The organism is Bacillus sp. SD127 (genome assembly GCF_058566445.1).
The window spans coordinates 3,941,002-3,966,668 of record NZ_CP191226.1 but is presented as its reverse complement, the minus strand read 5'-3'; the positions used below and the strand labels follow the sequence as shown (position 1 = coordinate 3,966,668).

General features: G+C 45.4%; 23 protein-coding genes and 1 pseudogene. 20 read left to right on the top strand and 4 right to left on the bottom strand.

Annotated features, from left to right (window positions below):
• Positions 1–75: 75 nt before the first annotated feature.
• The 3 genes from ACQVGS_RS20510 to znuB are packed head-to-tail and all read left to right on the top strand — an operon-like array spanning position 76 to position 2,597.
• Positions 76–1,044, top strand: a complete 969-nt coding sequence (locus ACQVGS_RS20510) for a metal ABC transporter substrate-binding protein (protein WP_059292014.1) — start codon at positions 76–78, stop codon at positions 1,042–1,044.
• A 57-nt stretch (positions 1,045–1,101) separates the two neighbouring features.
• Complete coding sequence (gene znuC, locus ACQVGS_RS20505) at positions 1,102–1,797, top strand: zinc ABC transporter ATP-binding protein ZnuC (RefSeq protein WP_024120122.1); 696 nt, start codon at positions 1,102–1,104, stop codon at positions 1,795–1,797.
• Positions 1,755–2,597 carry a zinc ABC transporter permease ZnuB gene (znuB, locus tag ACQVGS_RS20500; RefSeq protein ID WP_024120123.1) on the top strand — a complete coding sequence of 281 codons (843 nt, stop codon included), beginning with the start codon at positions 1,755–1,757 and terminating at the stop codon, positions 2,595–2,597. Before znuC ends, znuB begins: the two co-directional genes overlap by 43 nt.
• Before the next feature lie 40 nt (positions 2,598–2,637).
• Here the strand turns inward: znuB and ACQVGS_RS20495 are convergent, their stop codons facing one another.
• Positions 2,638–3,633 (bottom strand): LLM class flavin-dependent oxidoreductase, encoded by a 996-nt coding sequence (locus ACQVGS_RS20495; RefSeq protein WP_151174732.1) that lies wholly within the window; start codon positions 3,631–3,633, stop codon positions 2,638–2,640.
• 287 nt (positions 3,634–3,920) lie between these two features.
• On the opposite strand from ACQVGS_RS20495, the gene ACQVGS_RS20490 reads away from it, so the two are divergent.
• The 11 genes from ACQVGS_RS20490 (at position 3,921) to niaP (ending at position 15,076) form a co-directional block, all read left to right on the top strand.
• Entirely contained in the window at positions 3,921–4,520 is a 600-nt protein-coding gene (locus ACQVGS_RS20490) for a TerD family protein (RefSeq protein WP_491830517.1), read from the top strand.
• Between the two features lie 22 nt (positions 4,521–4,542).
• Positions 4,543–5,124, top strand: coding sequence for a TerD family protein (locus tag ACQVGS_RS20485; RefSeq protein WP_010332926.1), 582 nt, complete (start codon positions 4,543–4,545; stop codon positions 5,122–5,124).
• Between the two features lie 35 nt (positions 5,125–5,159).
• Positions 5,160–5,738 (top strand): TerD family protein, encoded by a 579-nt coding sequence (locus ACQVGS_RS20480; protein WP_010332927.1) that lies wholly within the window; start codon positions 5,160–5,162, stop codon positions 5,736–5,738.
• 51 nt (positions 5,739–5,789) lie between these two features.
• Positions 5,790–6,563 carry a TerC family protein gene (locus tag ACQVGS_RS20475; protein WP_024120125.1) on the top strand — a complete coding sequence of 258 codons (774 nt, stop codon included), beginning with the start codon at positions 5,790–5,792 and terminating at the stop codon, positions 6,561–6,563.
• Between the two features lie 62 nt (positions 6,564–6,625).
• On the top strand, positions 6,626–7,786 hold the full coding sequence (locus ACQVGS_RS20470; RefSeq protein WP_106021220.1) for an HpcH/HpaI aldolase/citrate lyase family protein: 1,161 nt from the start codon (positions 6,626–6,628) through the stop codon (positions 7,784–7,786).
• Positions 7,776–9,086 (top strand): phosphoribosyltransferase family protein, encoded by a 1,311-nt coding sequence (locus tag ACQVGS_RS20465; protein WP_491831854.1) that lies wholly within the window; start codon positions 7,776–7,778, stop codon positions 9,084–9,086. The genes ACQVGS_RS20470 and ACQVGS_RS20465 overlap by 11 nt, the downstream gene beginning before the upstream one ends.
• A 6-nt stretch (positions 9,087–9,092) precedes the next feature.
• Complete coding sequence (locus ACQVGS_RS20460) at positions 9,093–10,202, top strand: cysteine protease StiP family protein (RefSeq protein WP_188323507.1); 1,110 nt, start codon at positions 9,093–9,095, stop codon at positions 10,200–10,202.
• Positions 10,199–10,999 carry an HAD family hydrolase gene (locus ACQVGS_RS20455; RefSeq protein ID WP_106021223.1) on the top strand — a complete coding sequence of 267 codons (801 nt, stop codon included), beginning with the start codon at positions 10,199–10,201 and terminating at the stop codon, positions 10,997–10,999. The genes ACQVGS_RS20460 and ACQVGS_RS20455 overlap by 4 nt, the downstream gene beginning before the upstream one ends.
• A gap of 31 nt (positions 11,000–11,030) precedes the next feature.
• A complete protein-coding gene (locus ACQVGS_RS20450; protein ID WP_400152739.1) occupies positions 11,031–12,644 on the top strand; it encodes a YceG family protein in 1,614 nt (537 codons plus the stop codon).
• A 15-nt stretch (positions 12,645–12,659) separates the two neighbouring features.
• Positions 12,660–13,751, top strand: a complete 1,092-nt coding sequence (locus tag ACQVGS_RS20445; RefSeq protein WP_010332934.1) for a toxic anion resistance protein — start codon at positions 12,660–12,662, stop codon at positions 13,749–13,751.
• Between the two features lie 122 nt (positions 13,752–13,873).
• Positions 13,874–15,076 (top strand): niacin permease NiaP, encoded by a 1,203-nt coding sequence (niaP, locus tag ACQVGS_RS20440; RefSeq protein ID WP_106021227.1) that lies wholly within the window; start codon positions 13,874–13,876, stop codon positions 15,074–15,076.
• 13 nt (positions 15,077–15,089) lie between these two features.
• Here niaP and ACQVGS_RS20435 read toward each other — a convergent pair whose 3' ends face one another.
• Complete coding sequence (locus ACQVGS_RS20435; RefSeq protein ID WP_491830512.1) at positions 15,090–16,271, bottom strand: MFS transporter; 1,182 nt, start codon at positions 16,269–16,271, stop codon at positions 15,090–15,092.
• A gap of 66 nt (positions 16,272–16,337) precedes the next feature.
• Complete coding sequence (locus ACQVGS_RS20430) at positions 16,338–16,640, bottom strand: ArsR/SmtB family transcription factor (protein ID WP_081638228.1); 303 nt, start codon at positions 16,638–16,640, stop codon at positions 16,338–16,340.
• Positions 16,641–16,930: 290 nt separating this feature from the next.
• On the opposite strand from ACQVGS_RS20430, the gene opuAA reads away from it, so the two are divergent.
• From opuAA to ACQVGS_RS20415, 3 genes are read left to right on the top strand one after another with little or no spacing between them, the layout of a single operon-like run.
• Complete coding sequence (gene opuAA / locus ACQVGS_RS20425; protein WP_024120134.1) at positions 16,931–18,187, top strand: glycine/proline betaine ABC transporter ATP-binding protein OpuAA; 1,257 nt, start codon at positions 16,931–16,933, stop codon at positions 18,185–18,187.
• Position 18,188: 1 nt separating this feature from the next.
• Positions 18,189–19,037, top strand: a complete 849-nt coding sequence (gene opuAB, locus ACQVGS_RS20420; protein ID WP_024120135.1) for a glycine/proline betaine ABC transporter permease subunit OpuAB — start codon at positions 18,189–18,191, stop codon at positions 19,035–19,037.
• Positions 19,037–19,918, top strand: a complete 882-nt coding sequence (locus ACQVGS_RS20415) for a glycine betaine ABC transporter substrate-binding protein (protein ID WP_024120136.1) — start codon at positions 19,037–19,039, stop codon at positions 19,916–19,918. The genes opuAB and ACQVGS_RS20415 overlap by 1 nt, the downstream gene beginning before the upstream one ends.
• 37 nt (positions 19,919–19,955) lie before the next feature.
• Here ACQVGS_RS20415 and ACQVGS_RS20410 read toward each other — a convergent pair whose 3' ends face one another.
• On the bottom strand, positions 19,956–21,107 hold the full coding sequence (locus ACQVGS_RS20410) for a M20 peptidase aminoacylase family protein (RefSeq protein WP_151174736.1): 1,152 nt from the start codon (positions 21,105–21,107) through the stop codon (positions 19,956–19,958).
• A gap of 127 nt (positions 21,108–21,234) precedes the next feature.
• Here ACQVGS_RS20410 and ACQVGS_RS20405 point away from each other — a divergent pair, with 127 nt between their 5' ends.
• The 3 genes and pseudogenes from ACQVGS_RS20405 (at position 21,235) to amyE (ending at position 25,539) form a co-directional block, all read left to right on the top strand.
• The gene (locus ACQVGS_RS20405; protein WP_024120138.1) at positions 21,235–22,668 is read left to right on the top strand and encodes a YfcC family protein; all 1,434 of its coding nucleotides are present in this window, start codon (positions 21,235–21,237) and stop codon (positions 22,666–22,668) included.
• Between the two features lie 115 nt (positions 22,669–22,783).
• The gene (locus ACQVGS_RS20400; RefSeq protein ID WP_044162006.1) at positions 22,784–23,275 is read left to right on the top strand and encodes a DUF6773 family protein; all 492 of its coding nucleotides are present in this window, start codon (positions 22,784–22,786) and stop codon (positions 23,273–23,275) included.
• A 265-nt stretch (positions 23,276–23,540) separates the two neighbouring features.
• Positions 23,541–25,539 (top strand): annotated as a pseudogene (amyE, locus tag ACQVGS_RS20395) (alpha-amylase).
• Positions 25,540–25,667 lie beyond the last annotated feature (128 nt).

Sequence of the window (25,667 nt, the reverse complement as noted above, 5' to 3'; positions counted from 1 at the left end):
GTTTATTATTATTAAGGATTACAAAATCGTTATCATTTTGATTTAAAGTCATTGTGAAAAAGAGGGGATATCGTTATGTTTAAAAAATGGAGCGGTTTGTTTGTGATTGCAGCGTGCTTCTTATTGGTCGCGGCATGCGGCAACTCATCAACAAAAGGGTCAACGGATTCAAAGAGTGATAAACTGCACATTGTCACGACGTTCTACCCGATGTATGAATTTACGAAACAAATTGTGAAAGATAAGGGCGATGTGGATCTTTTAATTCCGTCTTCTGTCGAACCGCACGACTGGGAGCCGACGCCGAAGGATATTGCAAGCATTCAGGACGCAGATTTGTTCGTTTATAATAGCGAATACATGGAAACTTGGGTTCCTTCAACTGAAAAAAGCATGGGCCAAGATCATGCGGTTTTCGTAAATGCGAGCAAGGGCATCGATTTAATGGAGGGCTCTGAAGAAGAACACGAACATGAACATGAACACGGAGATCACGAAGAGCATGAACACAGCCATGAAATGGACCCTCATGTATGGCTCAGCCCTGTTTTAGCGCAAAAGGAAGTTGAAAATATTACTGCGCAAATCGTGAAGCAAGACCCGGATAACAAAGAATACTATGAGAAAAATAGTAAAGAATATATTGCAAAACTGCAGGATCTTGATAAACTATATCGTACAACCGTAAAAAAAGCGGCGAAGAAAGAATTTATCACACAGCACACAGCTTTTGGCTATTTGGCAAAAGAATATGGCCTGACTCAGGTTCCGATTGCAGGGCTTTCTCCTGAACAAGAGCCGAGTGCAGCTGACTTAGCAAAACTGAAAACGTATGCCAAAGAGCATGACGTGAACATTATATATTTTGAAGAAATTGCATCCTCCAAGGTTGCAGATACACTGGCCAGTGAAATCGGCGCGAAAACAGAAGTGCTGAATACGCTGGAAGGCTTAAGCAAAGAAGAACAGGATAAAGGTATAGGGTACATCGACATCATGAAGCAAAACCTCGATGCCCTGAAAGATTCACTATTGGATAAATAAAAAGATAGTGTGCGCCGGAGGGTGCACACTATTTCTTTGTGAGAAAGGAAGATTGACATGAATCTCGTCTCATTGAAAGATATCGTTTTTGGCTATTCCCACACGCCTGTGTTGGATAAAGTATCTCTTGATATTGAAAGCGGCGAGTTTGTCGGCATCACAGGTCCAAACGGCGCTTCTAAATCAACGCTGATAAAAGTGATGCTCGGCATGCTGAAACCGTGGGAAGGCAAGGTAACAATCAGTAAAAAGAATGCAGAAGGAAAACGTCTGACTATAGGGTATGTCCCGCAGCAAATTTCTTCATTTAATGCAGGTTTTCCGAGCACCGTGCTTGAGCTTGTCCAATCCGGCCGGTACACAAAAGGGAAATGGTTTAAACGTTTGAATGAAGAAGATCATATCGAAGTAGAAAAAGCCCTGAAAATGGTGGAAATGTGGGAGCTTCGCCATCGGAAAATCGGTGACTTGTCGGGCGGCCAGAAGCAGAAAATCTGTATTGCCAGAATGCTTGCCAGCAATCCCGATCTCTTAATGCTGGACGAACCGACCACAGCGGTTGATTATGACAGCAGAAAAGGGTTTTACGAATTCATGCACCACTTGGTGAAAAATCACAATCGCACAGTTGTGATGGTCACTCATGAACAAAATGAAGTACAGCAATTTTTAGATAAAGTGATTCGATTAGAGAGAGGAGAAAAAGGCGGATGGAAATGTTTGACTTGGAATTCATGCGACGAGCTTTTCTAGCAGGCGGTATGATCGCCATCATGGCCCCGATTTTAGGGGTATATCTTGTGCTTAGAAGGCAGGCCTTAATGGCTGACACACTCTCGCATATTTCACTGTCGGGTGTTGCCATCGGCTTTTTCCTCAGCACCAATATTACCGCGGCGAGCATAGTCGTTGTGACCGTCGGCGCGGTCGGAATTGAATACATGCGGCGGGCATATCGGACATATTCGGAAGTGTCCATTGCCATCTTAATGGCGGCGGGTTTGTCCTTCGCGATGTTTTTAATCAGCCTTTCGAAAGGCGCCGCCAATATGAGCATTGATCAGTACTTATTCGGGTCGCTCGTGACGGTTAACCAGCAGCAGGTCTATATTATCGGCATCATTACATTGTTGATCCTGCTTTATTTTATCGTGCTGAAAAGGCCGCTCTACCTGCTGACATTTGATGAAGCAACAGCCAAAACGTCCGGAATCAATACAAACATTCTGTCGATGTCATTCAGCATTGTCACTGGTCTTGCGATCTCAGTTATTATTCCGATTATCGGCGTACTGCTCGTATCGGCACTGCTCGTATTGCCGGCAGCTTTCGCCATTAGAATCGCAAAAGGCTTTAACATGGTATTTATGTCAGCCATACTCATTTCCTTATTCAGTGTATTTATGGGACTGACATCATCTTATCAGCTCGGCACACCGCCAGGGCCTTCCATTACCCTGCTGTTAATTGTTCTGCTCCTGATCGGATTTGCAGTTCAGGGGATATGGACGTTTATCAAAAAAGAAACCCAGCGTAAAAAAGGGCACAGATAAAAATAAAAAGCAGTTTTTCCTTTGGGAAAAGCTGCTTTTTTTATAGAAATAACCCGGCAAGACGTTCATATGATTCTTTTTTCGCCTCAAAATCAAACACATTGCAAAGAACCATGATTTCATTTGTTTCATAGCGGTCCGCCAGCTCTAGAAGCTGCTGTTTTACAGTGCTTGGAGAACCGATGACCATGCGCTTTCTGTTTTCTCGTATTTGGTTTTTGTCTGATTCAGTATAGTGGTATGCTTTCGCTTCCTCAATGCTTGGCACTCTGCTGTCCAAGCCTTTCCCGACGCGAAGAAGCCACAAATCCTGGCTTAACGCGAGCTCCTCTGCCTCTTCATCTGTTTTTGCGCAAATGACAAAGATCGTAAACAGTGCGGCCGGAGATGTGAAATGGGCTGATGGCTGAAAGTTTTCACGATAGATACGAAACGCGCTTTCCCCTCGTTCAGGGTTGATAAAATGCCCAAACACATATCCGATTCCCTGATGGGCCGCTCGCCTTGCGCTGTTCTCCCCTAATCCAAGCACCCAAAGCTCCGGTACTGTGTCAATAAGAGGAGCCGCTTTGATCCCGGCATACGGATGCCCGGCGGGAAGCGAATCGGTCAGAAAATAAGAGACATCCTGAAGCTGTCTGTTAAAATCGGTTAAGCTTTTTTTGATGCCGTCGGTTAGTGCGAGCCGGGTTTTTGTCGTTCCGCCCGGCGAACGCCCGAGGCCAAGGTCAATCCGGTTCGGATACAAGGCCTCAAGCTGGCGAAAGGTCTCGGCCACCTTAAACGGGCTGTACTGAGGCAGAAGCACACCGCCAGACCCGACACGAATCTTGTTTGTGTGAGCCGCGATACGGGCGATCATAATTTCCGGTGCCGTGCTTGCCAGTCCTTTCGTGCTGTGGTGTTCGGCAAACCAATAACGCTTATAGCCCCATTCTTCACTTCGTCCGGCCAGCTCGACCGAATGCTGAAGGGTTGTCACGGGGCTTTCTCCTTTAGAAACAGGTGCCTGATCAAGTATGCTTAAATGAATCAAAAGGCCGCTTCCTTTCCGTTGCTTTTTAGAATGTGATACAAGAATAGGCAAAATGACTCGCTCACGTCAAATGGTATGTTTAAGATCCGCCATTCATATGATTTGCAAAACATATATCAAATATGGGAGATTTTTTTCGAGGATTTTCGTCAATTATTCTTAACTTTTACGAAACTTTGATATAATAAAAAACGTATATATTAATAATTTACGGCATACTCAAGTTACGTTTGTACGTAAAAATAAATGTGACTATATTCACATTTCGATGATTAGGAGTGAATCGTGTGGCAATTTCTTTAGAAAAAGGTCAGCGAATTGATTTAACAAAAGGAAAAGCGGGTCTGTCAAAATTGATGGTCGGTCTCGGCTGGGACCCGGTTTCATCAGGCGGCGGCTTTTTTGGAAAGCTGCTCGGCGGAGGCGGACCAAATATTGACTGTGACGCATCAGTGCTGATGCTGGAAAACGGCAAATTCACTGATAAGAAAAATGTCATTTATTTTGGAAACCTGAAAAGCCGCTGCGGCAGTGTCAAGCACACAGGTGACAACCTGACAGGCGACGGAGCGGGCGATGATGAGCAGATTTTAATTGATTTGGCGAAAGTGCCTGCCAACATTAATAAGCTTGTATTTGTTGTGAATATTTATGAATGCGTGAGAAGAAAACAGGATTTCGGCATGATTCAAAATGCTTTTATCCGTGTTGTTGATCAATCGAATCATGAAGAAATGCTCAAATACAATTTGAAAGACAATTATGCCGGCAGAACAAGCCTGATTACGGCTGAAATCTACCGCCAGGACGGCGAGTGGAAATTCGCGGCGGTCGGCGAAGGCACAAACGATACGAGATTAGAAGATATTGTCAACCGGTACGTATAAAAGAAAAAGGAGTGGATGAAACATGGCAATTTCATTGGCAAAAGGACAAAAAGTAGATTTAACAAAAACAAATCCGGGTCTTTCAAAGGTTGTTGTCGGTTTAGGCTGGGATACGAATAAGTATGACGGCGGTCATGACTTTGACCTTGACTCAAGTGTATTTCTTTTAGATGCGTCTGGAAAATGCGCATCTCAAAATGATTTTATTTTCTATAACCAGCTTGAAGGCGGAAACGGTTCAGTTGTTCATTCAGGCGATAACCTGACAGGTCTTGGCGAGGGTGATGACGAGAATGTAAAAGTCAATCTCAGCGCCGTACCTGCGAATATCGACAAAATCTCATTTGTTATCACGATTCACGAAGCGGAAGCGCGCAGCCAAAACTTTGGACAAGTGTCAAACGCGTTTGTACGCATTGTCAATGAAGAAACAAATGAAGAGCTTATTCGTTACGATCTTGCGGAAGATTTCTCTATTGAAACGGCAATTATCGCTGGAGAGCTTTACAGACACAACGGCGAATGGAAATTCTCTGCTATCGGCTCAGGCTACCAAGGCGGTCTTGCCCGCATCGCAACAGACTACGGCTTGCAAGTCGGTTAAGACATATTACGAAGAGCAGAAAGGAGAGAGGCAGTATGGCCATTCAATTAGCAAAAGGACAGCGTGTTGACTTAACGAAAACAAATCCGGGACTCACAAAAGCGGTGATCGGTTTAGGCTGGGATACAAATAAGTACTCAGGCGGACACGATTTTGACCTGGATGCTTCAGCCTTTTTAGTGGATGCGCATGATAACTGTGTGAATGATCTCGATTTCGTCTTCTATAATAACCTTGAGCACCCGAGCGGCGGTGTCATCCATACGGGTGACAACCGCACCGGTGAAGGCGACGGAGATGATGAGCAGATCATCGTTGATTTTTCAAAAATCCCTGCTCACATTGAGAAAATCGGCATCACAGTTACAATTCATGACGCGGAAGCACGCAGCCAAAACTTTGGACAAGTGTCAAACGCGTTTGTACGCGTTGCAGATGAAGAGACTCAAAATGAGCTTCTTCGCTTCGATTTGGGAGAAGATTTCTCCATTGAAACAGCCGTTGTCGTATGTGAGCTGTACAGACACGGAAACGAGTGGAAGTTCAATGCGATCGGCAGCGGTTTTTCCGGCGGCCTTGCTTCATTATGCCGGAACTACGGTTTGCAGGTGTAAGCGAGTGACAAATAAAGCAGTCACCGTTTTCAATTAATAGGAGGAAAAAACTTGGAATTTTTACATCACATCATGTCTACGTATGCTTCATTTTTCGATTGGAAAATGTGGGGGGAAGTTCTGACTGATCCGGTTTCTTGGGGTCTGATCGGTTCCCTTGTTGTGCTGGAAGGCCTTTTATCGGCCGATAACGCGTTAGTTCTTGCGGTTATGGTGAAACATCTTCCGGAAAAACAGCGTAAAAAAGCGTTAACGTATGGTTTATTCGGAGCGTACATTTTCCGATTTATATTCATCGGACTCGGTATGCTTCTCATTAAATTCTGGTGGATCAAAGTGCTTGGCGCGCTTTACCTGGCTTGGCTCGTCATTAAGCACTTCTGGATCGGCGAAAAAGAAGAGGAAGCAGACGGTATTAAGAAAAACTCTTGGATGGTCCGTACATTCGGTATCTTCTGGGCAACTGTTATTTCAGTTGAGCTGATGGACCTTGCCTTTTCTGTGGACAGCATCTTGGCCGCGTTTGCGGTATCTGAAAAAGTATGGGTTCTTTTGATCGGCGGTATGCTGGGTATTTTAATGATGCGTACAGTCGCAAAAGTATTCCTTGTGCTGATCGATAAAATCCCTGAACTTGAAAACACAGCATTCGTGTTAATCGGAATTATCGCGCTGAAAATGGCAGGGAGCGCTTTCCATTATGAAATGCCGCATTCTGTATTCTTCATTATCATTATCGCTGCATTTGCGGTAACATTTATCATTCACTATATCAACAAACAAAAGCAGGTGCGCGAACAAACAGCTGCGTCAAAAGAAGAATAAAACAAAACAAGGAGGGAGTTTCATGTCCTTCCTTTTTTGTTACAGAAAAGAGGGTGACTGGTTTGCGGTATTTCCACTATTTATCAGCGCGTCAAGAAGAGCATGTATTTTATCAAGTGCCGAAACAGGTCACGAAAGAGGCGCCTAAAAAATGGCTTGAACAAGCGCTGGGAGCCCTATTATATATGCCTGCAACCCGCCACGACATAGCCGCTATGATTACTGAACAAAAGTACGAGGATCTAACGTCCGTTGTTTTCTGCTTAGAGGATGCGATTGGGGATCATGAAGTCGAGCAGGCTGAACATAATCTCAACATTCAGCTTGAGCGCATAGAACAGGCGATTCAGCAAAACAAAATAGAACCGGATAATCTTCCGCTCATGTTTGTAAGGGTGCGTTCTCCGAAGCAGCTGCAGGAGCTGGCGGGACGCTTGAAGCGCTTTCTTCATTTGTTAACCGGTTTTGTGTTTCCGAAATGTTCAGGAGTGAACGCCCGTGACTATGCGGAAACGGTGGAAAACATTTCTCGCGATATGAGAGCGCCGATTTATGGAATGCCGATTTTAGAAACGCCCGATTTGCTTTCTAAAGAGACGCGGCCGGAGGCTTTCGGAGAGCTGAGTGCGGTTCTGCATCAATATCAGGACTTGATTTTAAATGTGCGAATCGGTGCTACTGATTTGTGCGGGTTATACGGCATCCGGAGAAAGCCGGGGCAAACCATCTATGATATTCGCCTGATTTCCGATTTTATGGCGGATGTCATCAATTATTTCGGCCGGACGTTTGTCGTTTCTGGACCGGTCTGGGAATATTTCCAGACAGCGCAAAAGCCTCACCTTCTGTCAGCGCACCAGCCTTCTGAGCTGAATGAGCATGTCAAAGGTTTGGTGAAGGAAACAGAGCTTGATATCGCTAACGGGATTCACGGGAAAACGGTCATTCACCCGTCTCAGCTTAAAGCGGTAAACAGCCTGTATGTTGTATCAAAGGAAGACTATATGGATGCGTTAAGCATTATTCATCACGGAAACGGTTCAATCGGTGTGATGAAAAGCCATTTTTCCAACAAAATGAATGAGATGAAGCCCCATATGAAATGGGCTGAGAACATCATAATAAAATCAGAAATCTATGGGGTGTATCATGAAAACCGATCTTTCTCCGATTTGCTCAACGAACAGCAAAACACTTCAAATATTGGACAATATGGCGGTTGATCTGTCGGTCACTGACAATCCGCTTTCTATTCCGGAGCAAGTCTTATTTGAAATGGCGGCGCGTGTAAACAAAAAAAGGGGTTTTTTATTTGTCAGCAAAGTGCTGGGAAAGCATATTCCAGTTCATCCGCTGAAGCCGCTTTTGGCGTCAGGGATGCTTGCTTTGGAGTACGCTGAACGAAAAACGGGCCGTGAGCTGAAGGAGAAGGCCGACATTCTGAACGGGTTTCTTTCAGGAACGGACAGCGGGCTTCGGGCTGCTTATCGAACGTTGCAAAAGCAGCGTATTGCACTAGAGGAAGCGCCGCTTGTGATCGGGTTTGCGGAAACGGCGACAGCCCTTGGACACGCGGTTTATGACTGCATTGAGAATGCGTCGTATGTCCATACAACACGTGAATTGATACGAAACAACGAGCCTTCCATTACATTTGTCGAGGAGCACTCCCATGCGACCGACCAGCTGTGCTATGCGGAACCTCATATGATCAACAACGATTGCCCGGTGATTCTCGTGGATGATGAAATCACGACAGGAAAAACCGCACTGCATATCATTCGGGATATACAATCGAAGTTCCCCCGCAAAGAATACGCTGTTTTGTCTTTATTGGATTGGCGCACTGAGGAGCACAAACAAGCTTATGATGAAGCGGAACGGGAATTAGGGGTTACCATATCAACAACAGCTTTACTGTCTGGGCGCATTTCCTTTAAGGGAGAGCTTTTGTCAGAGTCCTCCTACGATTACAGACCAAAGCCGCAGGAATCAGCAATACACAGAACAGACATCGACTTGTCCGGCTTCTTTGCATCCTTACCCTATCAGCCGGCCACATTCGCAGACGAGCATTTTTATGTGAAGGAAACAGGGCGATTTGGCTTAAAGGCGAGTGACAGGCAGGCGGTTCACGAGGCCTGCCGCCTAGCTGCGCAGCATGTGGAACAGTATCGGAAGGGGAGAAGAACGCTTGTGCTTGGAACGGGAGAGCTGATGTACATTCCTATGAAAATCGCAGCGCATCTTCAGGGCTCCATTTCCTATCACTCTACTACCCGCAGCCCGATTCACCCTGTTGTCAAAGCGGGCTATGCTGTGCAAAACGGTTATTCATTTATGAATCCCGAAGATGAGGCGGTTCGCCATTTTATCTATAACCTCCCCGCCGGAGCGTATGACGAGGTCTTTTTCTGTCTTGAAAAGACCGTTTCGGATGAGGCGTTACAGCCAATTTTTCATATATTCAAAGAAAAAGAAGTGCCGCATATCCACATTGTAACCCTTTCAGGAAAGGTGTGATCTGAATTGACTGAGATAATTGACCAGATTGGGAGCTATCCGAAGGAGGATGTCACCTTTCTATTAAAAGATTTGTCCGCTGTTTCGATTGAAAAAAGCACGGAAGAACGGGAACGCTCGATCCAAAGCGGCACCCATTACTCAGAGATGCTGCCGATCGAATATAAGCCGACAGATGAATATATGAAACTGTTTTATGCCTCGCTTGAAGATAGTAAACAGAAGGTTGCGTTAGCGGCCGGAGCTGTAGCGGAGCAGCTTTTCGCCAAACACGGTGAGCATATGGTTTTGTGCAGTCTGGCAAGGGCGGGCACGCCGATCGGTGTATTGATCAAACGGTACATCAAGATGAAGTATCACGTCTCAGTTCCGCACTACAGCATATCGATTATTCGGGACAGGGGAATTGATGAAAACGCCTTGCAGTATATGCTGAAGCATCATCCAGAAGGAAAAATCGCCTTTATCGACGGCTGGACAGGCAAAGGCGCTATTACTAAAGAACTGAATCGATCCATCGAACAGTTTAACCAGCGCTGGAATACGAGACTTTCCTCAGAAATTGCGGTGCTTGCCGATCCGGGTGATTGCGCGGACATCTACGGAACGAAGGAGGATTTTCTGATTCCGAGTGCCTGCTTGAACTCTACGGTCTCGGGTCTTGTCAGCCGCACGGTCTTAAATGAAAAATGGATCGGGCCGGATGATTTTCACGGGGCGAAATATTACCGTGAGCTGAGCGAAGAGGATGTTTCTGTATTCTATATTGAAACGATAGCCGAGCAATTTCCGTCTATTTTTAAAGAAGCAGAACGTCTGGCGATTGGCTTGCAGCGCGTACGTATGAAACCGGCTTGGGACGGCTTGGCTTCCATTGAGACGATCCGAAAGCAATTTGGCATCAGCAATACGAACCTGATTAAACCTGGTGTCGGAGAAACGACCCGTGTGCTTCTTCGCAGAGTGCCTTGGAAAATACTGATTCAGCCTGGCGCTGAAGAAACGCTGAAACATATTCTTTTACTGGCAAAGGATCGGGGAGTGCCTGTAGAAGAATACGAGAACATGTCTTACAGCTGCTGCGGGCTGATTCGTCCGGCGGAGAAAAGCCTATGAACGCGTTTGCCAGCGATTTAGACAGAACATTAATTTATTCAAGGCGCATGATCGGCACGCCCGATAAGGAAGCCGGGATTGAGCTGATTGAAACATTAAATGGGCGGGAGCTTTCCTATATTTCCTCAGCCGTAAAAGAGCACTTAAATCAGATTCAGAAGGATCACTATTTTATCCCCGTCACCACGCGTACAAACGAACAGTATAAGAGAATCGGATGTTTCCAGCAGGACATTGTGCCGGAATATGCGGTGACAACAAATGGCGGGTGCATCTTAAAAGACGGCGAGCCTCTGAAAGAGTGGGACGAGCTGATGAAAGAGGAGCTGGCGTCGTGTCTGCCGATCGAGGCCATGCTAAGGGAAATCGCAGGTCTCTCTTTATCAGAGGCGGTAAAAAGAACCCGAATCGCCCATCACTATTTCGTGTATCTCATTTTACATGAGGAAAAAATACCGTATATCGATATATCCGCTGTGAAAGAGTGGGGCGCCGATAAGGGCTGGCAAGTATCTCTGCAGGGGCGGAAGCTTTACTTTATTCCCAATCCGCTTAATAAGTGGAAAGCAGTTGAATACCTGAAATCCAGGCTCTCTCTTGATGAAATCTATACGGCTGGAGACTCGCTGCTTGATCTTGAACTGATCCGGGAAGCCGATTTTGGCATCGCACCCGCGCACGGCGAGGTATTGAGTCACGATCCGGAACTACGCAAAACGATTGCAAGCGGCATGCTGGCGGGTGAAGAAATCACAGCGTCAGTTTTATCGCAAATATCCAAATTAAAACACGTGTAATGTACACAAACAAACCAGAAAGGAGGATATGATGAGACAAGAAGAGCTAATCATTCATAAAGCTGTTCCGGCCGATGGTGATTGGAAAAGCATGCTGTTTCAGCCATTGCCGGAGCGGGATCACTATGAGAATGAACAAGGTCTTGCTTTTTCGAGGCTTGCCGGGCAAATACTGGGCACACCCATTGATGAGACCGACTACTTTAACGAGCTGTATGAACTTTCTGTAAACAATCATATTTATGTCCTGAGCGAAACACTTGATAAAACAATTGCACCCGAAACCTTTCAGGCGCTTCAGCATATTCATTCCATCAACCAGAAGGAAAAAGGCCTTTCGGTCAGCCGCTTTGTCGCCTTTCTGGACGGGGAACAGCTGATTGCGAAGCATTCCAATTCATTGCTGCACCGCCATTTAAGAAAAGCACTGATGACGCTTTTACATACCTTTGCCGAAAATCATGAGCAGGGGCTGAATCATCCTGATTTTCGCAGAGTGCTTCTTGATGTTTCAAAGTTTTCCTTGAACCACCTGAATCCTTGGCTGGAAAAAGCCGATATAGAGCGGGAGATGCCGAAGGTGGTCTGGTATGGAGACGCGACGAAAAGCCAGCTGTATTTCTTATATTATTTGATGCTTGTCGGCTGTGATGTTCTATTGTTCCATCCGGCGGGAACCGATCAGCTGACGCTCGTTGACCCTAAGCAGGAGCTAAGCTTCACGGAAAAGCTTCCGGATGTTTCAGATCTTCAGCCATTCCCGAAAGAAAAACCTGACCGTAAATCAACGGTGGCGTATCGATCGACAAAGGAAATTGAGCATGTGCTGAATCACGAGGAATCCATGCTGTACAAGCCTTGGCAGTTCAGAGACCACACACCGGTTTCCGTGACGCTGAAAACGACCTATGATGAACTGTTTTTAATTGCGAAAGAACGTGCGTTTATTCGCCCGAATTTCAAAGCCGATAAACATTCGATCGATATTCCGAATGTGTTTGCCAAAATTATGGGTGTGTCGAAGGACAATAAAGAATATTGGAACAGACTTCATACAATGGCGGACTATCCAGAAACGGAGATGGTTCGAAGCTTTCCGTTAACAGAAGAAATCAAATCAAACTATCAATTTCATTACAGCCACGCGCTTGATCATGAAGGAAACATCGATCCGGACAAGCTGATCGCAAGCAATGTGTGGCAGTACAAACAGCTTCCGGCAGGCATTCAGACCGCGATCGCCAAAACGATCTCAAGAATGTGCAGACACCCGCGGCTGAAGGCATTGCATCAGGAACAGGTCAAGGATGTTCAAATCTACTTGTTTAAACAAACAACAAACCTTCCCGCTAACCTGCTGAAATTGATTCAAATGTTCGACTATGCGCAGACTGTTCCGAAACTGGTGCTGTATCATACGGAAATGAACGGTGAGCTCACACGATCAGACGCCGCAGCCCTGCTGTTTTTGAATGAAATCGGAATTGATATCGTCATTTATAATCCTCCCGGACATCAAGACATTGAGCATTATATTGAAGAGGATCAGTATGATATCCACTGGCTGGACGACATGGTGTTTCAGCAGGACTATAAAGAGCCTTCGCTCGTGAAAAGGCTGTTCAGAACGATTACCCAAAAGTAAGGAGAGAAGAAAAGCATGACAACAGAAAATCAAAATCCGCTTGTTCTCGATAAAAACGAAGAAATTTCTCAGCAAAAGGCAGACGATATCCGCCTGCAGCTCCGCCAGGAACCAGAGGTGCAGCGCCTCGCCCAGCAAATTGACGTGAAAAACCAAATGGAGCTGCTGGAGTATGGAAAGGAGCCGGCTGTTGAAATTTCCAAGTTCTCTGACCGCATCTTAGGAATGATGAAAACAACAAGCGTGACAGACTCAGGCACAATGCTGACTCAGCTTGGAAAAATCATGGACCGCTTTGACAAAAATGATTTTGACGAGCCCAAGGGACTGATGGCCAAAATCTTCAAACGCGGCGGCAGCATGATTGAGAAAATCTTTAAAAAGTACCAGACGCTCGGCGGAGAAATTGAAAAAATCAACGTTGAGATTTCCAAATATAAAGATGAGATGACAAAAACAAACTACACGCTCGATGAAATGTATGAAAACAATATCAACTACTACATGGAGCTTGAAAAATACGTTGTTGCCGGTCAAATGAAGCTGGAAGAGATGCAGTCAATCCTTCCTTCATATGAAGAAAAAGCGGCAAGCGGAAACCAGCTTGCGCAAATGCAGCTCGATACGCTGCGCAACGGCATTCAGGCGCTTGAGGAACGCGTGTATGATCTTGATATGGCGCGAATGGTGGCGCTTCAAACCGCACCGCAGATCCGACTGCTCCAGCGCGGTAACGCTAAGCTGATCGGGAAAATTAACTCCGCTTTTATCATCACCATTCCGATTTTCAAAAACGGCATTATTCAGGCTGTTACGGTGAAACGCCAAAAGCTTGTGGCTGACTCTATGAGCGAGCTTGACCGCCGGACAAATGAGATGCTGAAACGCAATGCGGAGAACATCTCGAACCAGAGTGTTGAAATTGCCAGAATGGCCGGCAGACCAAGCATTGATATAGAAACGATCGAATCCTCTTGGAACACGATTGTCAGCGGCATGCAGGAAACAAAACAAATCGAAGAAGAAAACAAACGCCTTCGAGAAGAGGGCGCAAGACGAATTGCCCAGCTGCAGGATAATATTAAAAAAGCAGCATTACAGCAATAAAAAGACCCCCGCTTGTGAATCATAAGCGGGGTTTTTGATTGACATCAATTAGGTAATGACAACGTGTAAAGACAGGTGTAAACTTAAACGGTAATCATTTTTGCATATCAGAGGTGTTGGCTATGGGAAAACAACAGCCTATATCCCAGCGTAAGCTGCTGGGTGTCGCCGGTTTAGGGTGGCTGTTTGATGCAATGGATGTCGGAATATTATCGTTTATTATCGCCGCGCTCCACGTGGAGTGGAATCTTTCGCCTGAAGAAATGAAATGGATCGGAAGCGTAAATTCCATCGGCATGGCTGTGGGTGCGTTTTTGTTTGGATTGCTGGCTGATCGGATCGGCCGCAAAAAAGTATTTATCATTACTCTTTTATGCTTTTCAATCGGAAGCGGTATATCAGCTTTCGTCACAAGCTTATCGGCATTTCTCATTCTGCGTTTTGTAATTGGGATGGGACTTGGCGGCGAACTGCCTGTCGCTTCAACGCTTGTTTCGGAAGCGGTTGTGCCTGAAAAACGGGGCCGGGTCATTGTGCTTCTCGAAAGCTTTTGGGCTGTGGGCTGGCTGGCAGCGGCGCTTATTTCTTATTTTGTCATTCCAAGCTTCGGCTGGCAGGCGGCTTTGCTTTTAACCGCACTGTCGGCATTTTATGCGCTGTACTTGCGGACAGGATTGCCTGATTCGCCAAAGTACGAATCGCTTTCTATGAAAAAGAAATCTGTGTGGGAGAACGTGAAAAGCGTTTGGGCGAAACAGTATGTACGGCCGACGGTAATGCTGTCGATCGTCTGGTTCTGCGTTGTCTTTTCTTATTATGGGATGTTTTTGTGGCTGCCGAGTGTGATGCTGTTAAAAGGGTTCAGCATGATTCAAAGCTTTGAATATGTTCTGCTGATGACGCTTGCTCAGCTTCCGGGCTATTTTTCGGCTGCGTGGCTGATCGAAAAGGCGGGCCGGAAATGGATACTGGTCATTTATTTGATCGGAACAGCGGGAAGCGCGTATTTCTTCGGAACGGCAGATTCCTTAGGTCTGCTGCTGACGGCTGGAATGCTGTTGTCCTTCTTTAATCTTGGCGCGTGGGGCGTGCTGTATGCCTATACACCGGAGCAATATCCAACATCGATTCGGGCGACAGGTTCAGGAACCACAGCGGCGTTTGGAAGAATCGGCGGCATTTTCGGCCCGCTGCTCGTCGGAACACTCGCCGCCCGCCATATTTCGTTTTCAGTGATTTTTTCAATCTTTTGCATTGCCATTTTACTGGCGGTCGCGTGTATTTTGATTATGGGAAAAGAAACGAAACAAACTGAGCTTGAGTAATAAAAGCACCTCATCATGAGGTGCTTTTTACATGGAAACCGGCAGCTTGGTCTTTGTTTTTTCTGCTTGTTTGATAAAGGGCCATAGACAGGACAAATAAAATCGCCGTAAACTCCGTGACAGCCCCAAAATGATGCGTGTTTTGATATAAAAATCCGGCAAGGCATGTGCCGACAGTGGTCCCTGCATACATAGCCGCATTGGAAAGAGATGCAATCGTTCCGCGCGCGTTCGGTGAAATGGATTGGAATATCCCCATCATTAACGGAAAAATGATCCCCGCTATAAAGAAAGTCAGAAAAAAGCTGGTTTCTACAATAAATAAGGTAGGGAAGAAAGGAAGGGAAAAATAGAGCCCGCCCATCATCAGCATGCCGCTGATTAATGTCTTAAACGTTCCGAGCTTTGATGCAATTTTGCTTCCTATAAGGCTTCCAAGCATATTTCCCAGCCCCAGTACAAGCATCGCGGCGCCGATTTGGGATACGGTTAGATGATAATCTGCAGAAAGCCAGGTGCCGAGAAAGCTGAACGTGGCGAAATTTCCTGTTTGAAAGAGAAAATAAGCAAGCAGGATCATCGATGTTTTTGGCAGTGAAAACAGCTCACGATAAGGGCTGACTATAGATGAACGGTGTGCTGCCGCTTCTGCAGGACGAATATCTGGCATGGCCGCCGCCAAAATGAACAGGAGAACCAGCGAGCCTGCTGACAGAACGAAAAAGGGCGTGTGCCAAGTGAAGGAAGCCAAAAATCCGCCGATCGGAAGCCCGAGCATTTGTGAAGCCGCTAATCCTGCTGTTGCAATCCCCATGCTTTTTAACACTTTTGAGGCATGGACGATGACAGGGATGGATGCCCAAATTTGAGGCGTCACAAACGCGGCGCTGACACCGGCGGCAAAACGGAATGCACACATGGCGGCAAAGGAGGGAGCGATGCCGCATAAAAACGTGGAAAGGATAAAGCCCGCAAGCCCCGACAGCATCACTGTTTTCCGATTAAAGCGGTCAGAGATCGGACCGGCTGCCAAAGCAAACAGCGCATAACCGAGCGCATAAGCACTGACCATCCAGCCTGACAAATCAGTGGAGACATGGAATTGGTCCTGCAAAAGCGGGAGAAGCGGTGAGAGCAAAAAGGTATCTGTGCCGATGACAAACATTACACTGAAAAAAAGCCAAATAAGTTTCACTTTTAACACTCCTATAGTTTTATAATTATGAAACTATGAAACAGATATGTATATAGAAAACCCTTTTTAGAGGGTCTCCAGAAAGCCAGGCAGGTATGTTTGAAAGGTGTCTTCACGCAGCCTGACATATTTTGTCCGTGAATCTTTTCGCGTTGCAGTCAATCCCGCTTCACGCAGCGTTTTGAAATGATAAGATGCTGTGGTTTTGACGATATTGCATTTTTCACCTACTTCACCGCAGCTGAGTTCTTTTCCGCTGTAATAAAGCGTACGAATAATTGCAAGCCTGGATTCGTCAGACAATGCTTTGAATATGTGAGCTCTGATATGGTCTTCTGATTGTTTCATAGTCATGAAACTATAATACATTACATAGAGATGAAAAAGCAACTTATTTTTCCAGTAAAGGAGCTTGAAGTCATAAGAGGAAGAAGGATTTTCGGTTCAATAAAAGCGTTTTCAATTTTAAAAAGGCTTAATTTTACCTGTAAAATACAATAATAAAGGAGGATTACCGAGTATTTAGAAGCATAAATAAGGTCTTGGGGTCACAGGGATGTTTATCATGAAATGGTACAGAATAAAAGAGAATATGCGGTTTGTGTGTGTTGTTACATAAATGGTACGGTAATAAAGATTGCTTAATATGGAGGGAAAATATGAGTGTAGATGAGAAACCGATTAAGATAAAAGTCGAGAAAGTCTCTAAAATTTTTGGGAAACAAACCAAGAAAGCAGTTCAAATGCTTGCCGACGGAAAAAATAAAAAAGAGATCCTGAAAGCAACCGGATCAACCGTTGGGGTTAACCAAGCAGATTTTGATGTATATGATGGTGAGATATTTGTCATCATGGGTCTATCAGGGAGCGGTAAATCAACTTTAGTACGGCTGTTAAACCGGCTTATTGAACCGACTGCCGGAAAAATTTACATTGATGGTGACATGATAACAAATATGTCTAAAGACCAGCTCCGGGAAGTCCGCCGGAAAAAAATCAGTATGGTCTTCCAAAAGTTCGCTCTGTTCCCGCACAGAACGATACTTGAAAACACAGAATACGGACTGGAGCTTCAAGGTGTAGACAAACAGGAGCGCCAGCAAAAAGCGCTTGAGTCGCTTAAACTTGTCGGACTTGAAGGATTTGAACACCAATACCCTGATCAGCTTTCGGGCGGAATGCAGCAGCGTGTCGGCCTTGCCCGCGCTTTGACGAATAATCCGGACATCCTTCTGATGGACGAAGCATTCAGTGCGCTTGATCCATTAATCCGTAAAGATATGCAGGATGAGCTTCTGGATCTGCATGATAATGTCGGAAAAACGATTATTTTTATTACGCACGACCTGGACGAAGCGCTTCGCATCGGCGACAGAATCGCTCTGATGAAGGACGGAAATATCGTTCAGATCGGCACGCCGGAAGAAATCCTCATGAATCCGTCCAACGAATATGTTGAGAAATTCGTTGAGGACGTTGATTTGTCTAAAGTATTAACTGCCGGCCACATTATGAAACGCGCTGAAACGGTGCGGATTGATAAAGGGCCTCGCGTTGCGTTAACACTGATGAAAAACCTAGGGATTTCATCTATTTATGCAGTCGATAAACAGAAACAATTGTTAGGTGTCATTTACGCAGCTGATGCGAAAAAAGCAGCCGAGTCTGATTTATCCCTTCAGGATATCTTGAATACGGAATTTACGACTGTACCAGAGAATACGTATCTGACTGAGATTTTTGACGTTGTGTCTGACGCGAATATTCCAATTGCGGTTGTAGATGAAAAGCAAAGAATGAAAGGGATTGTCGTAAGAGGCGCGCTGATTGGCGCACTTGCGGGCAATAACGATTATATCAATGTTGAAGGCACTGCTGAGCAAACACAAGATCCTTCTGTACGGGAGGTGAAGTAAATTGGATAGACTGCCTAGAATACCTTTAGCAGATATCATTGACCGTTTTGTTGACTGGATTACGATAACGTTCGGCGGGTTCCTCGACGGAATCGCAAATGGCTTGGCCGTTTTTGTAAACGGGATTGTAAGCGGGCTTGGATTTATACCTTCTATTTTGTTAACGATTATTTTCGCAGCTCTTGCATGGTGGATCAGTACGAGAGGAATTGCGCTGTTCACTTTAATTGGGTTTCTCGTAATTGATTATTTAGGATATTGGGACCCCATGCTGCAAACGTTAGCGCTGGTTGTCACGTCCGTCATTATTTCGATTGTAGTCGGTGTGCCGATCGGAATTTGGGCATCTCAGAAAGAAACGGTTCGCCGTATCGTAACGCCTATCCTTGATTTAATGCAGACAATGCCTGCTTTCGTATATCTTTTGCCGGCAATTTTCTTCTTTAATATCGGTGTTGTGCCGGGTGTTGTTGCGTCTGTTATCTTCGCAATGCCGCCGACAATCCGTATGACGGTTCTCGGTATTAAACAAGTGCCTGCGGATCTGATTGAAGCAACTGAAGCGTTTGGTTCTACAACAGCTCAGCGTTTGTTTAAGGTTCAGCTTCCGCTTGCAACAAAAACCATTCTTGCCGGGATCAACCAAAGTATCATGCTTGCATTATCAATGGTTGTTATCGCAGCAATGGTCGGTGCGCCTGGACTAGGTTCAGAAGTATACAGCGCCGTTACACAGCTGAAAACAGGGGTTGGTGTAGAAGCAGGTATCGCTATCGTTATCGTTGCGATTACGCTCGACCGTATTACACAAAATATTAAAGTGAAGAAGAAAAGCAGGGGGAATGCCTGATGTTTAAAAAAATCATCGGTATCGGTGTTTCCGCCATGCTGGCACTCTCACTTGCGGCTTGCGGACAAGAAAACGACGAAAATGCGTCCGCGGCTGAACAGGTGAATAAGACGATCATCGGGATTGACCCCGGTTCAGGTATTATGAGCCTGACTGATCAAGCGTTGAAGGATTATAACCTGGACGACTGGACACTGATTTCATCGTCAAGCGCTGCTATGACTGCTACGCTCAAAAAGTCATACGACCGTAAGAAACCAATTATTATCACAGGATGGACACCGCATTGGATGTTCTCCAGATATAAATTAAAATATCTCGATGATCCGAAAAAAACTTACGGCAGTGCTGAGGAGATTCATACGATCACCAGAAAAGGCTTCAGCAAAGAACAGCCGAATGCCGTTAAGCTTCTGAGCCAGTTTAAATGGACGCAAGACGACATGGGTGAAGTGATGATCAAGGTGGAAGAAGGCGAGAAACCTTCCAAAGCCGCTGCTGAGTATGTGAAGAAGCATAAGGATCAAATCGCGGAGTGGACCAAAGGCGTGCAAAAGGTCAAGGGAGACAAAATCAACCTTGCCTATGTGGCGTGGGACAGTGAGATTGCAAGTACAAACGTTATGGGCAAAGTGTTAGAAGACTTGGGCTATGACGTGAAACTCACTCAGGTAGAAGCTGGTCCGATGTGGACGGCGATTGCGACGGGAAGCGCGGACGCATCCCTTTCCGCATGGCTGCCGAATACCCATAAACCATACGCTGTCAAATATAAAGGCAAATATGATGATGTAGGCGTCAGTATCACTGGCGTGAAGATGGGTCTTGTTGTGCCTCAATATATGAAAAACGTCAACTCAATTGAAGATCTAAAGAAATAATGAAGAAAGCAGCCTGTTCGCAGGCTGCTTTTTTGATTTAAGAAGCGTTGGCTGATGCGAGTGTATCGGCTTTTTGGAACGTTTTTAACACGGCGTTTGCTAAAATGTGAATCCCGGTAAACATCGCGTTTCTGTCAAAGGTCATATGCGGGTGATGGAGTCCTGGCTGAAGTCCGCAGCCGAGGCCAAGCATGGTCGTTTTAAGGTTCGGCACTTTCACAGAATAAAAATGAAAGTCTTCGCCGCCGGTTGTCACAAGCGGTTCATCGAGCTGATCAGCTCCGATAACGTCTGTGATTGCTTCAGCCATAATGCCTTCAGCTTCTTTATTTTGTGTTGCCGCCGGAAGGCTGTGTTCCTTGTGAAGTTTAATTTTCGCATCGAATGCCGCGGCAGCCGCTTCGCAGGCTCTTTCTGTTTCTGCGATCAGCGTCTCCATGGCTTCATTTGTTTGCGCCCGCAGGTCAAGGCTGAAGGTCGCTTTTCCGGGAATGATGTTGGAGCTGTCGCCGCCGGCTTGAAGCTTTGTCATTTTGACTGTGTGCGGGATTTTCGGATCAATGTGAATCAGCCCCAGCTTATGTACGAGGAATGCAGCGATTTCGATGCTGTTTTTGCCAAGATGCGGACGTGCGCCATGAGCTTCCTCTCCGATGATTGTGCCTTCGATGTGCTGGCTTGACCCGTGCAGAATGGATGGGGCGCAGCGTCCGTTTTGGGTTTCCTGAATTGGACGGACATGGACGCCATACAAATAGTCGACGTCATCAAGCACGCCTTCCTCTATCATTTTCAGAGCGCCTCCGCCTTTTTCTTCTGCGGGCTGAAAGATAAAACGTATCGTTCCGTTCGGAAGCTGCGGCTGTTTTTTCAGCAGCATTAACGTACCTAAAGCCATTGTCATATGCGAATCATGCCCGCAGGAATGATTGGCGCGAAATGTGCCGTTGACCTCCTGCCATAATGCATCAATGTCAGCGCGGACAGCTACAACAGGCGAACCCGAACCTATTTCGCCGACAACTCCGGTACAATCTGAAAACGTGCGCGTGCGGCACCCTGCATCTTCGAGTTTTTGTTTAAGAAATTCAGTTGTCTCATATTCTTTCCAGCTGACTTCAGGGTTGGCGTGAAGATGTTCAAAGATGTGCATTACGGTTTGTTTCATTTCTTCTGAGAGTTTTTGCATGGGAAGAAAAACCTCCTTCATTCCTTTTTTTATATTGAAACAGGTAGATTGGCTGTTTATAATATAGCACATATTTATATTTTTCAGAATAATAGATATTTTCTAAAAAGAGGGGATGGATCGAAATATGAGTATGCCAGCAGCCGAAACACAGCCAAAGAAGAAACGCACCGCCTTTAACATGCCTGACGCCTATGTCCTCTTATTTATCATCGCTTTCATTTGCGCCGTTGCTTCGTATATTGTGCCGGCGGGAGAATTTGACCGTGTGACGAAAGGGGAGGTTACCACTGCGGTGCCGGGAAGCTACCATTCAATTGAACAGTCTCCGGTCAGCCTGATCAGCTTTTTCACTTCTCTTCAGGATGGAATGGTGGGATCAGCGCCTATTATTTTTCTGATTTTATTCACAGGCGGCACGATCGCTATTTTAGAAAAAACAGGTGCCATCAACGGACTGATTTACAATGTCATCAGCAAGTTCCGCACAAAGCAATTATTATTTATTTGTATTGTCGGTGCGTTGTTTTCTATTCTTGGAACGACTGGAATTGTCGTGAATTCAGTGATCGGATTCATCCCCATCGGCCTTATCGTCGCACGCTCCTTAAAATGGGATGCGGTCGCGGGTGCGGCTGTTATTTATATTGGCTGCTATGCCGGGTTTAACTCTACCATTTTATCACCGTCTCCGCTTGGCTTATCGCAATCGATTGCGGAGCTGCCTCTGTTTTCGGGGATCGGCCTTCGTGTGGTCATATACTTATGCTTTTTGGTGTCTTCTATCATTTATATCTATTGGTATACAAGAAAATTAAAGAAATCAAAGGATGCCAGTGTGTTAGGCACAAACTGGTTCCCGGCGGCAGGATTGAGCGATGCGAATCAAGAAGAAGATAAGTCTGTGCCGTTTACCGTTCGCCATAAGCTGATTTTGGGAGTGGCGGGTTTGTCGCTGATCGGATTTTTGTACGGCGCATTGAAACTCGGCTGGTCAGATTCCCAAATGGCTGCGACGTTTATTTTTATTTCTGTCCTTGCCGGATTCATTGGAGGACTTGCGGCAAACGATATTGCCAAAACTTTTATTACCGGCTGTCAGAGCCTTGTATACGGTGCGCTGATTGTCGGGATGGCGCGGAGCATTTCTGTCATTCTTGAAAATGGGAAGCTGCTGGATACAGTCGTCAATGCTTTGGCTTCGGTTTTGGACGGGTTCAGTCCGATGGCCGGCGCAATCGGCATGTATATCGCCAGCGCTCTGCTCCATTTTCTCATCTCTTCAGGATCGGGCGAAGCGGTTGTGTTCATTCCGATTCTGGCGCCGCTCGCTGATTTGATGGGCATCACGAGACAGGTCGCGGTGGAAGCGGTTATGCTTGGAGAAGGGGTCGTCAACTGTGTGAACCCGACGTCCGGCGTTTTGATGGCAGTGCTTGCCGCCAGCGGAATTCCGTACGTCAAGTGGCTTCGGTTTATGCTGCCGCTCGCTCTGATTTGGTTCTTAATCGGGCTTGTGTTTATTTGTATCGGTGTCCTGATCAATTGGGGGCCGTTTTAAACATTGCTGCCCGCCGGCTTGTACGGCGGGCTTTTCATTTATTCGTTGCAGAAGCGCAGGCTGTTATTGTAACATGTAAGCCATAAGCCATTCGTAAAAGTGCGGGAGGAAGGTCATGAATAATCTGCATAACAGACTTTCAGGCGTGAATGGGAAAAATAAGAGAGTAAAAGAAAAAGAACAAAAGATCTGGTCGGATATCGGCAAGTTAGCCGGGGCGTTTGCGCTCCTGGATGTGATCATCCGCGGCATTATGTTTGAATTTCCGTTTAAAGAATGGGTCTCGAGCCTTGTGTTTTTGTTCATTATCATCTTATATTACTGCATCAGGGCATCAGCTTCTGGAATGCTGATGCCGAGAATAGACACCGAGGAAGAACTGCATAAACGGGTGAAGCAGCAGTTCATAGAATCAATAGCTGTCGCCTTTGCGGTAGTGGTGCTTACGATGTATGACAGGGGAGTTCCCCATACATTCTTCGCTTGGCTGAAAATGATTCTCCTATTTATCGTCTGCGGCGGCGTTCTGTTTCTGCTTCGATTCGGAATCGTGAAGCTGTCTTACAGAAGAACGGTAAAAAAGGAGTTTAAGAAGAAATCATCATAGAGATGGTTTCTTTTTTTGTTCATAAATCAGACAATATCTCCACTTGCTGTTTAAGCATGTAAAATGGCTCGAGATGTCTGTTTGGGAAATGACTCTATCAAGTTGTTTTGATAGAGAGAGTATGATAGTTTAAAATGTAAGCGTTAACAAAATTCTCCAGTCTTCACATGCGTCTGAAAGGAGGAAGTGGAAGGATTGAGTAAGAGGGATTTCTGACTCCGCAGTAAGTCTTCAGAAATGAAAAATGAAATAAGGAGTGTCCAGAATGTCTAAAAAACGATTTAATACCTCTTTACTGCCGTTATTCGCTGGATTATTATTGCTGTTTCATTTGATTCTGGCAGGGCCGGTGGCTGTAAATGCAGAGACCGCGAACCAATCAAATGAATATACAGCGCCATCAATAAAGAGCGGGACCATTCTTCATGCTTGGAATTGGTCGTTCAACACCTTGAAAAATAATATGAAGGATATCCATGATGCAGGATATACTGCCATTCAGACGTCTCCTATTAATCAAGTAAAGGAAGGAAATAATGGAGATAAAAGCATGGGGAACTGGTACTGGCTTTACCAGCCGACCTCTTACCAGATTGGCAACAGGTATGGGTTCCGAGGAAGAGTTTAAAGAAATGTGTGCGACGGCTGAAGAATATGGCGTGAAGGTTATTGTCGATGCCGTCATCAATCACACAACCAGTGACTATGCTGCGATTTCAAATGAAATTAAAAGTATTTCAAATTGGACGCATGGAAACACACAAATTAAAAATTGGTCCGATCGAAGGGATGTCACTCAGAATTCATTGCTGGGGCTTTATGATTGGAATACGCAGAATACACAAGTACAGTCATATCTGAAACATTTTCTGGAAAGGGCATTGGATGACGGTGCTGACGGATTTAGGTATGATGCGGCCAAACATATAGAGCTTCCGGATGACGGTGATTTTGGCAGTCATTTTTGGCCGAATATCACAGATACATCTGCAGAATTCCAATATGGAGAAATATTACAAGACAGTGCCTCCAGAGATGCTGCATATGCGAATTATATGAATGTTACAGCATCAAACTATGGGCATTCCATAAGGTCTGCTTTAAAGAATCGCAATTTTAGCGCATCGAACATCTCCAATTATGCATCTCATGTATCTGCGGATGATTTGGTCACATGGGTGGAATCGCATGATACGTATGCCAATGATGATGAAGAATCTACATGGATGAGCGATGATGATATTCGTTTAGGCTGGGCGATTATTGCTTCTCGTTCAGGAAGTACACCCTTGTTTTTCTCCAGACCTGAGGGCGGCGGAAATGGTGTAAGATTCCCTGGGAAAAGTCAATTAGGTGATCGCGGGAGTGCTTTATTTAAAGATCAAGCCATCGCTGCAGTCAATACATTTCATAATGCCATGGCCGGACAGCCTGAGAAACTCTCTAACCCGGATGGAAACAATCAGATATTCATGAATCAGCGCGGCCCTGAAGGTGCTGTTTTGGCAAATGCATCTTCATCACCAGTTTCCATTCATACTTCAACGGATTTACCTGATGGCAGCTACGATAATAAAGCCGGGGATGGTTCGTTTAAAGTAACAGATGGCATACTGACAGGTACAATCAGCGGCAGAGGTGTGGTTGTGCTTTATGCGGAAGATACCGCAAATGTACCTAATGTCTTCCTCGAGAATTATCAAACAGGTGTAACCCATTCTTTCTATGATGATCAGCTAACGGTAACTCTGCGTGCCGACGCTCATACCGCAAAAGCTGCTTATCAAATAAATCATGGTGATGAGACACAGTTTAAGGACGGGGATCAATTAATGATCGGAAAAGGGGACCCGTTTAATACAACATACAAGGTCACTTTAACAGGAACGAACAGTGATGGAGCATCTGGGACAAAAGAATATACTTTTGTAAAAACAGACCCATCTTCTGAGAAAAGAATAGGCTATCAAAACCTAAATAATTGGAGTCAAGTTAATGCATATGTATACAAGGAGAATGGGGGGCAGGCAATAGAATTGACCGGATCTTGGCCGGGAAAAGCAATGAGTAAGAATGCAGACGGCATTTACACTCTGACGTTATCGGCGGATACTGATACAAAAAACGCCAAAGTGATTTTTAACAACGGCAGCGCCCAAGTACCTGGCCAGAATCAACCTGGTTTTGATTACGTGCAAAATGGTTTATATAATGACTCTGGCTTAAATGGTTCTTTGCCCCATTTAGTCCGGACATTTCGTTAACAACAATACCCTAAAGTGAACAATCGCTTACTTTATCTGTTTGGAGATCACCATGTATAGGCTCCGGCAATGTCAGATCGATGCGTCACAATCATGATAAATAATGAGCATTCACATTGCCGGATACA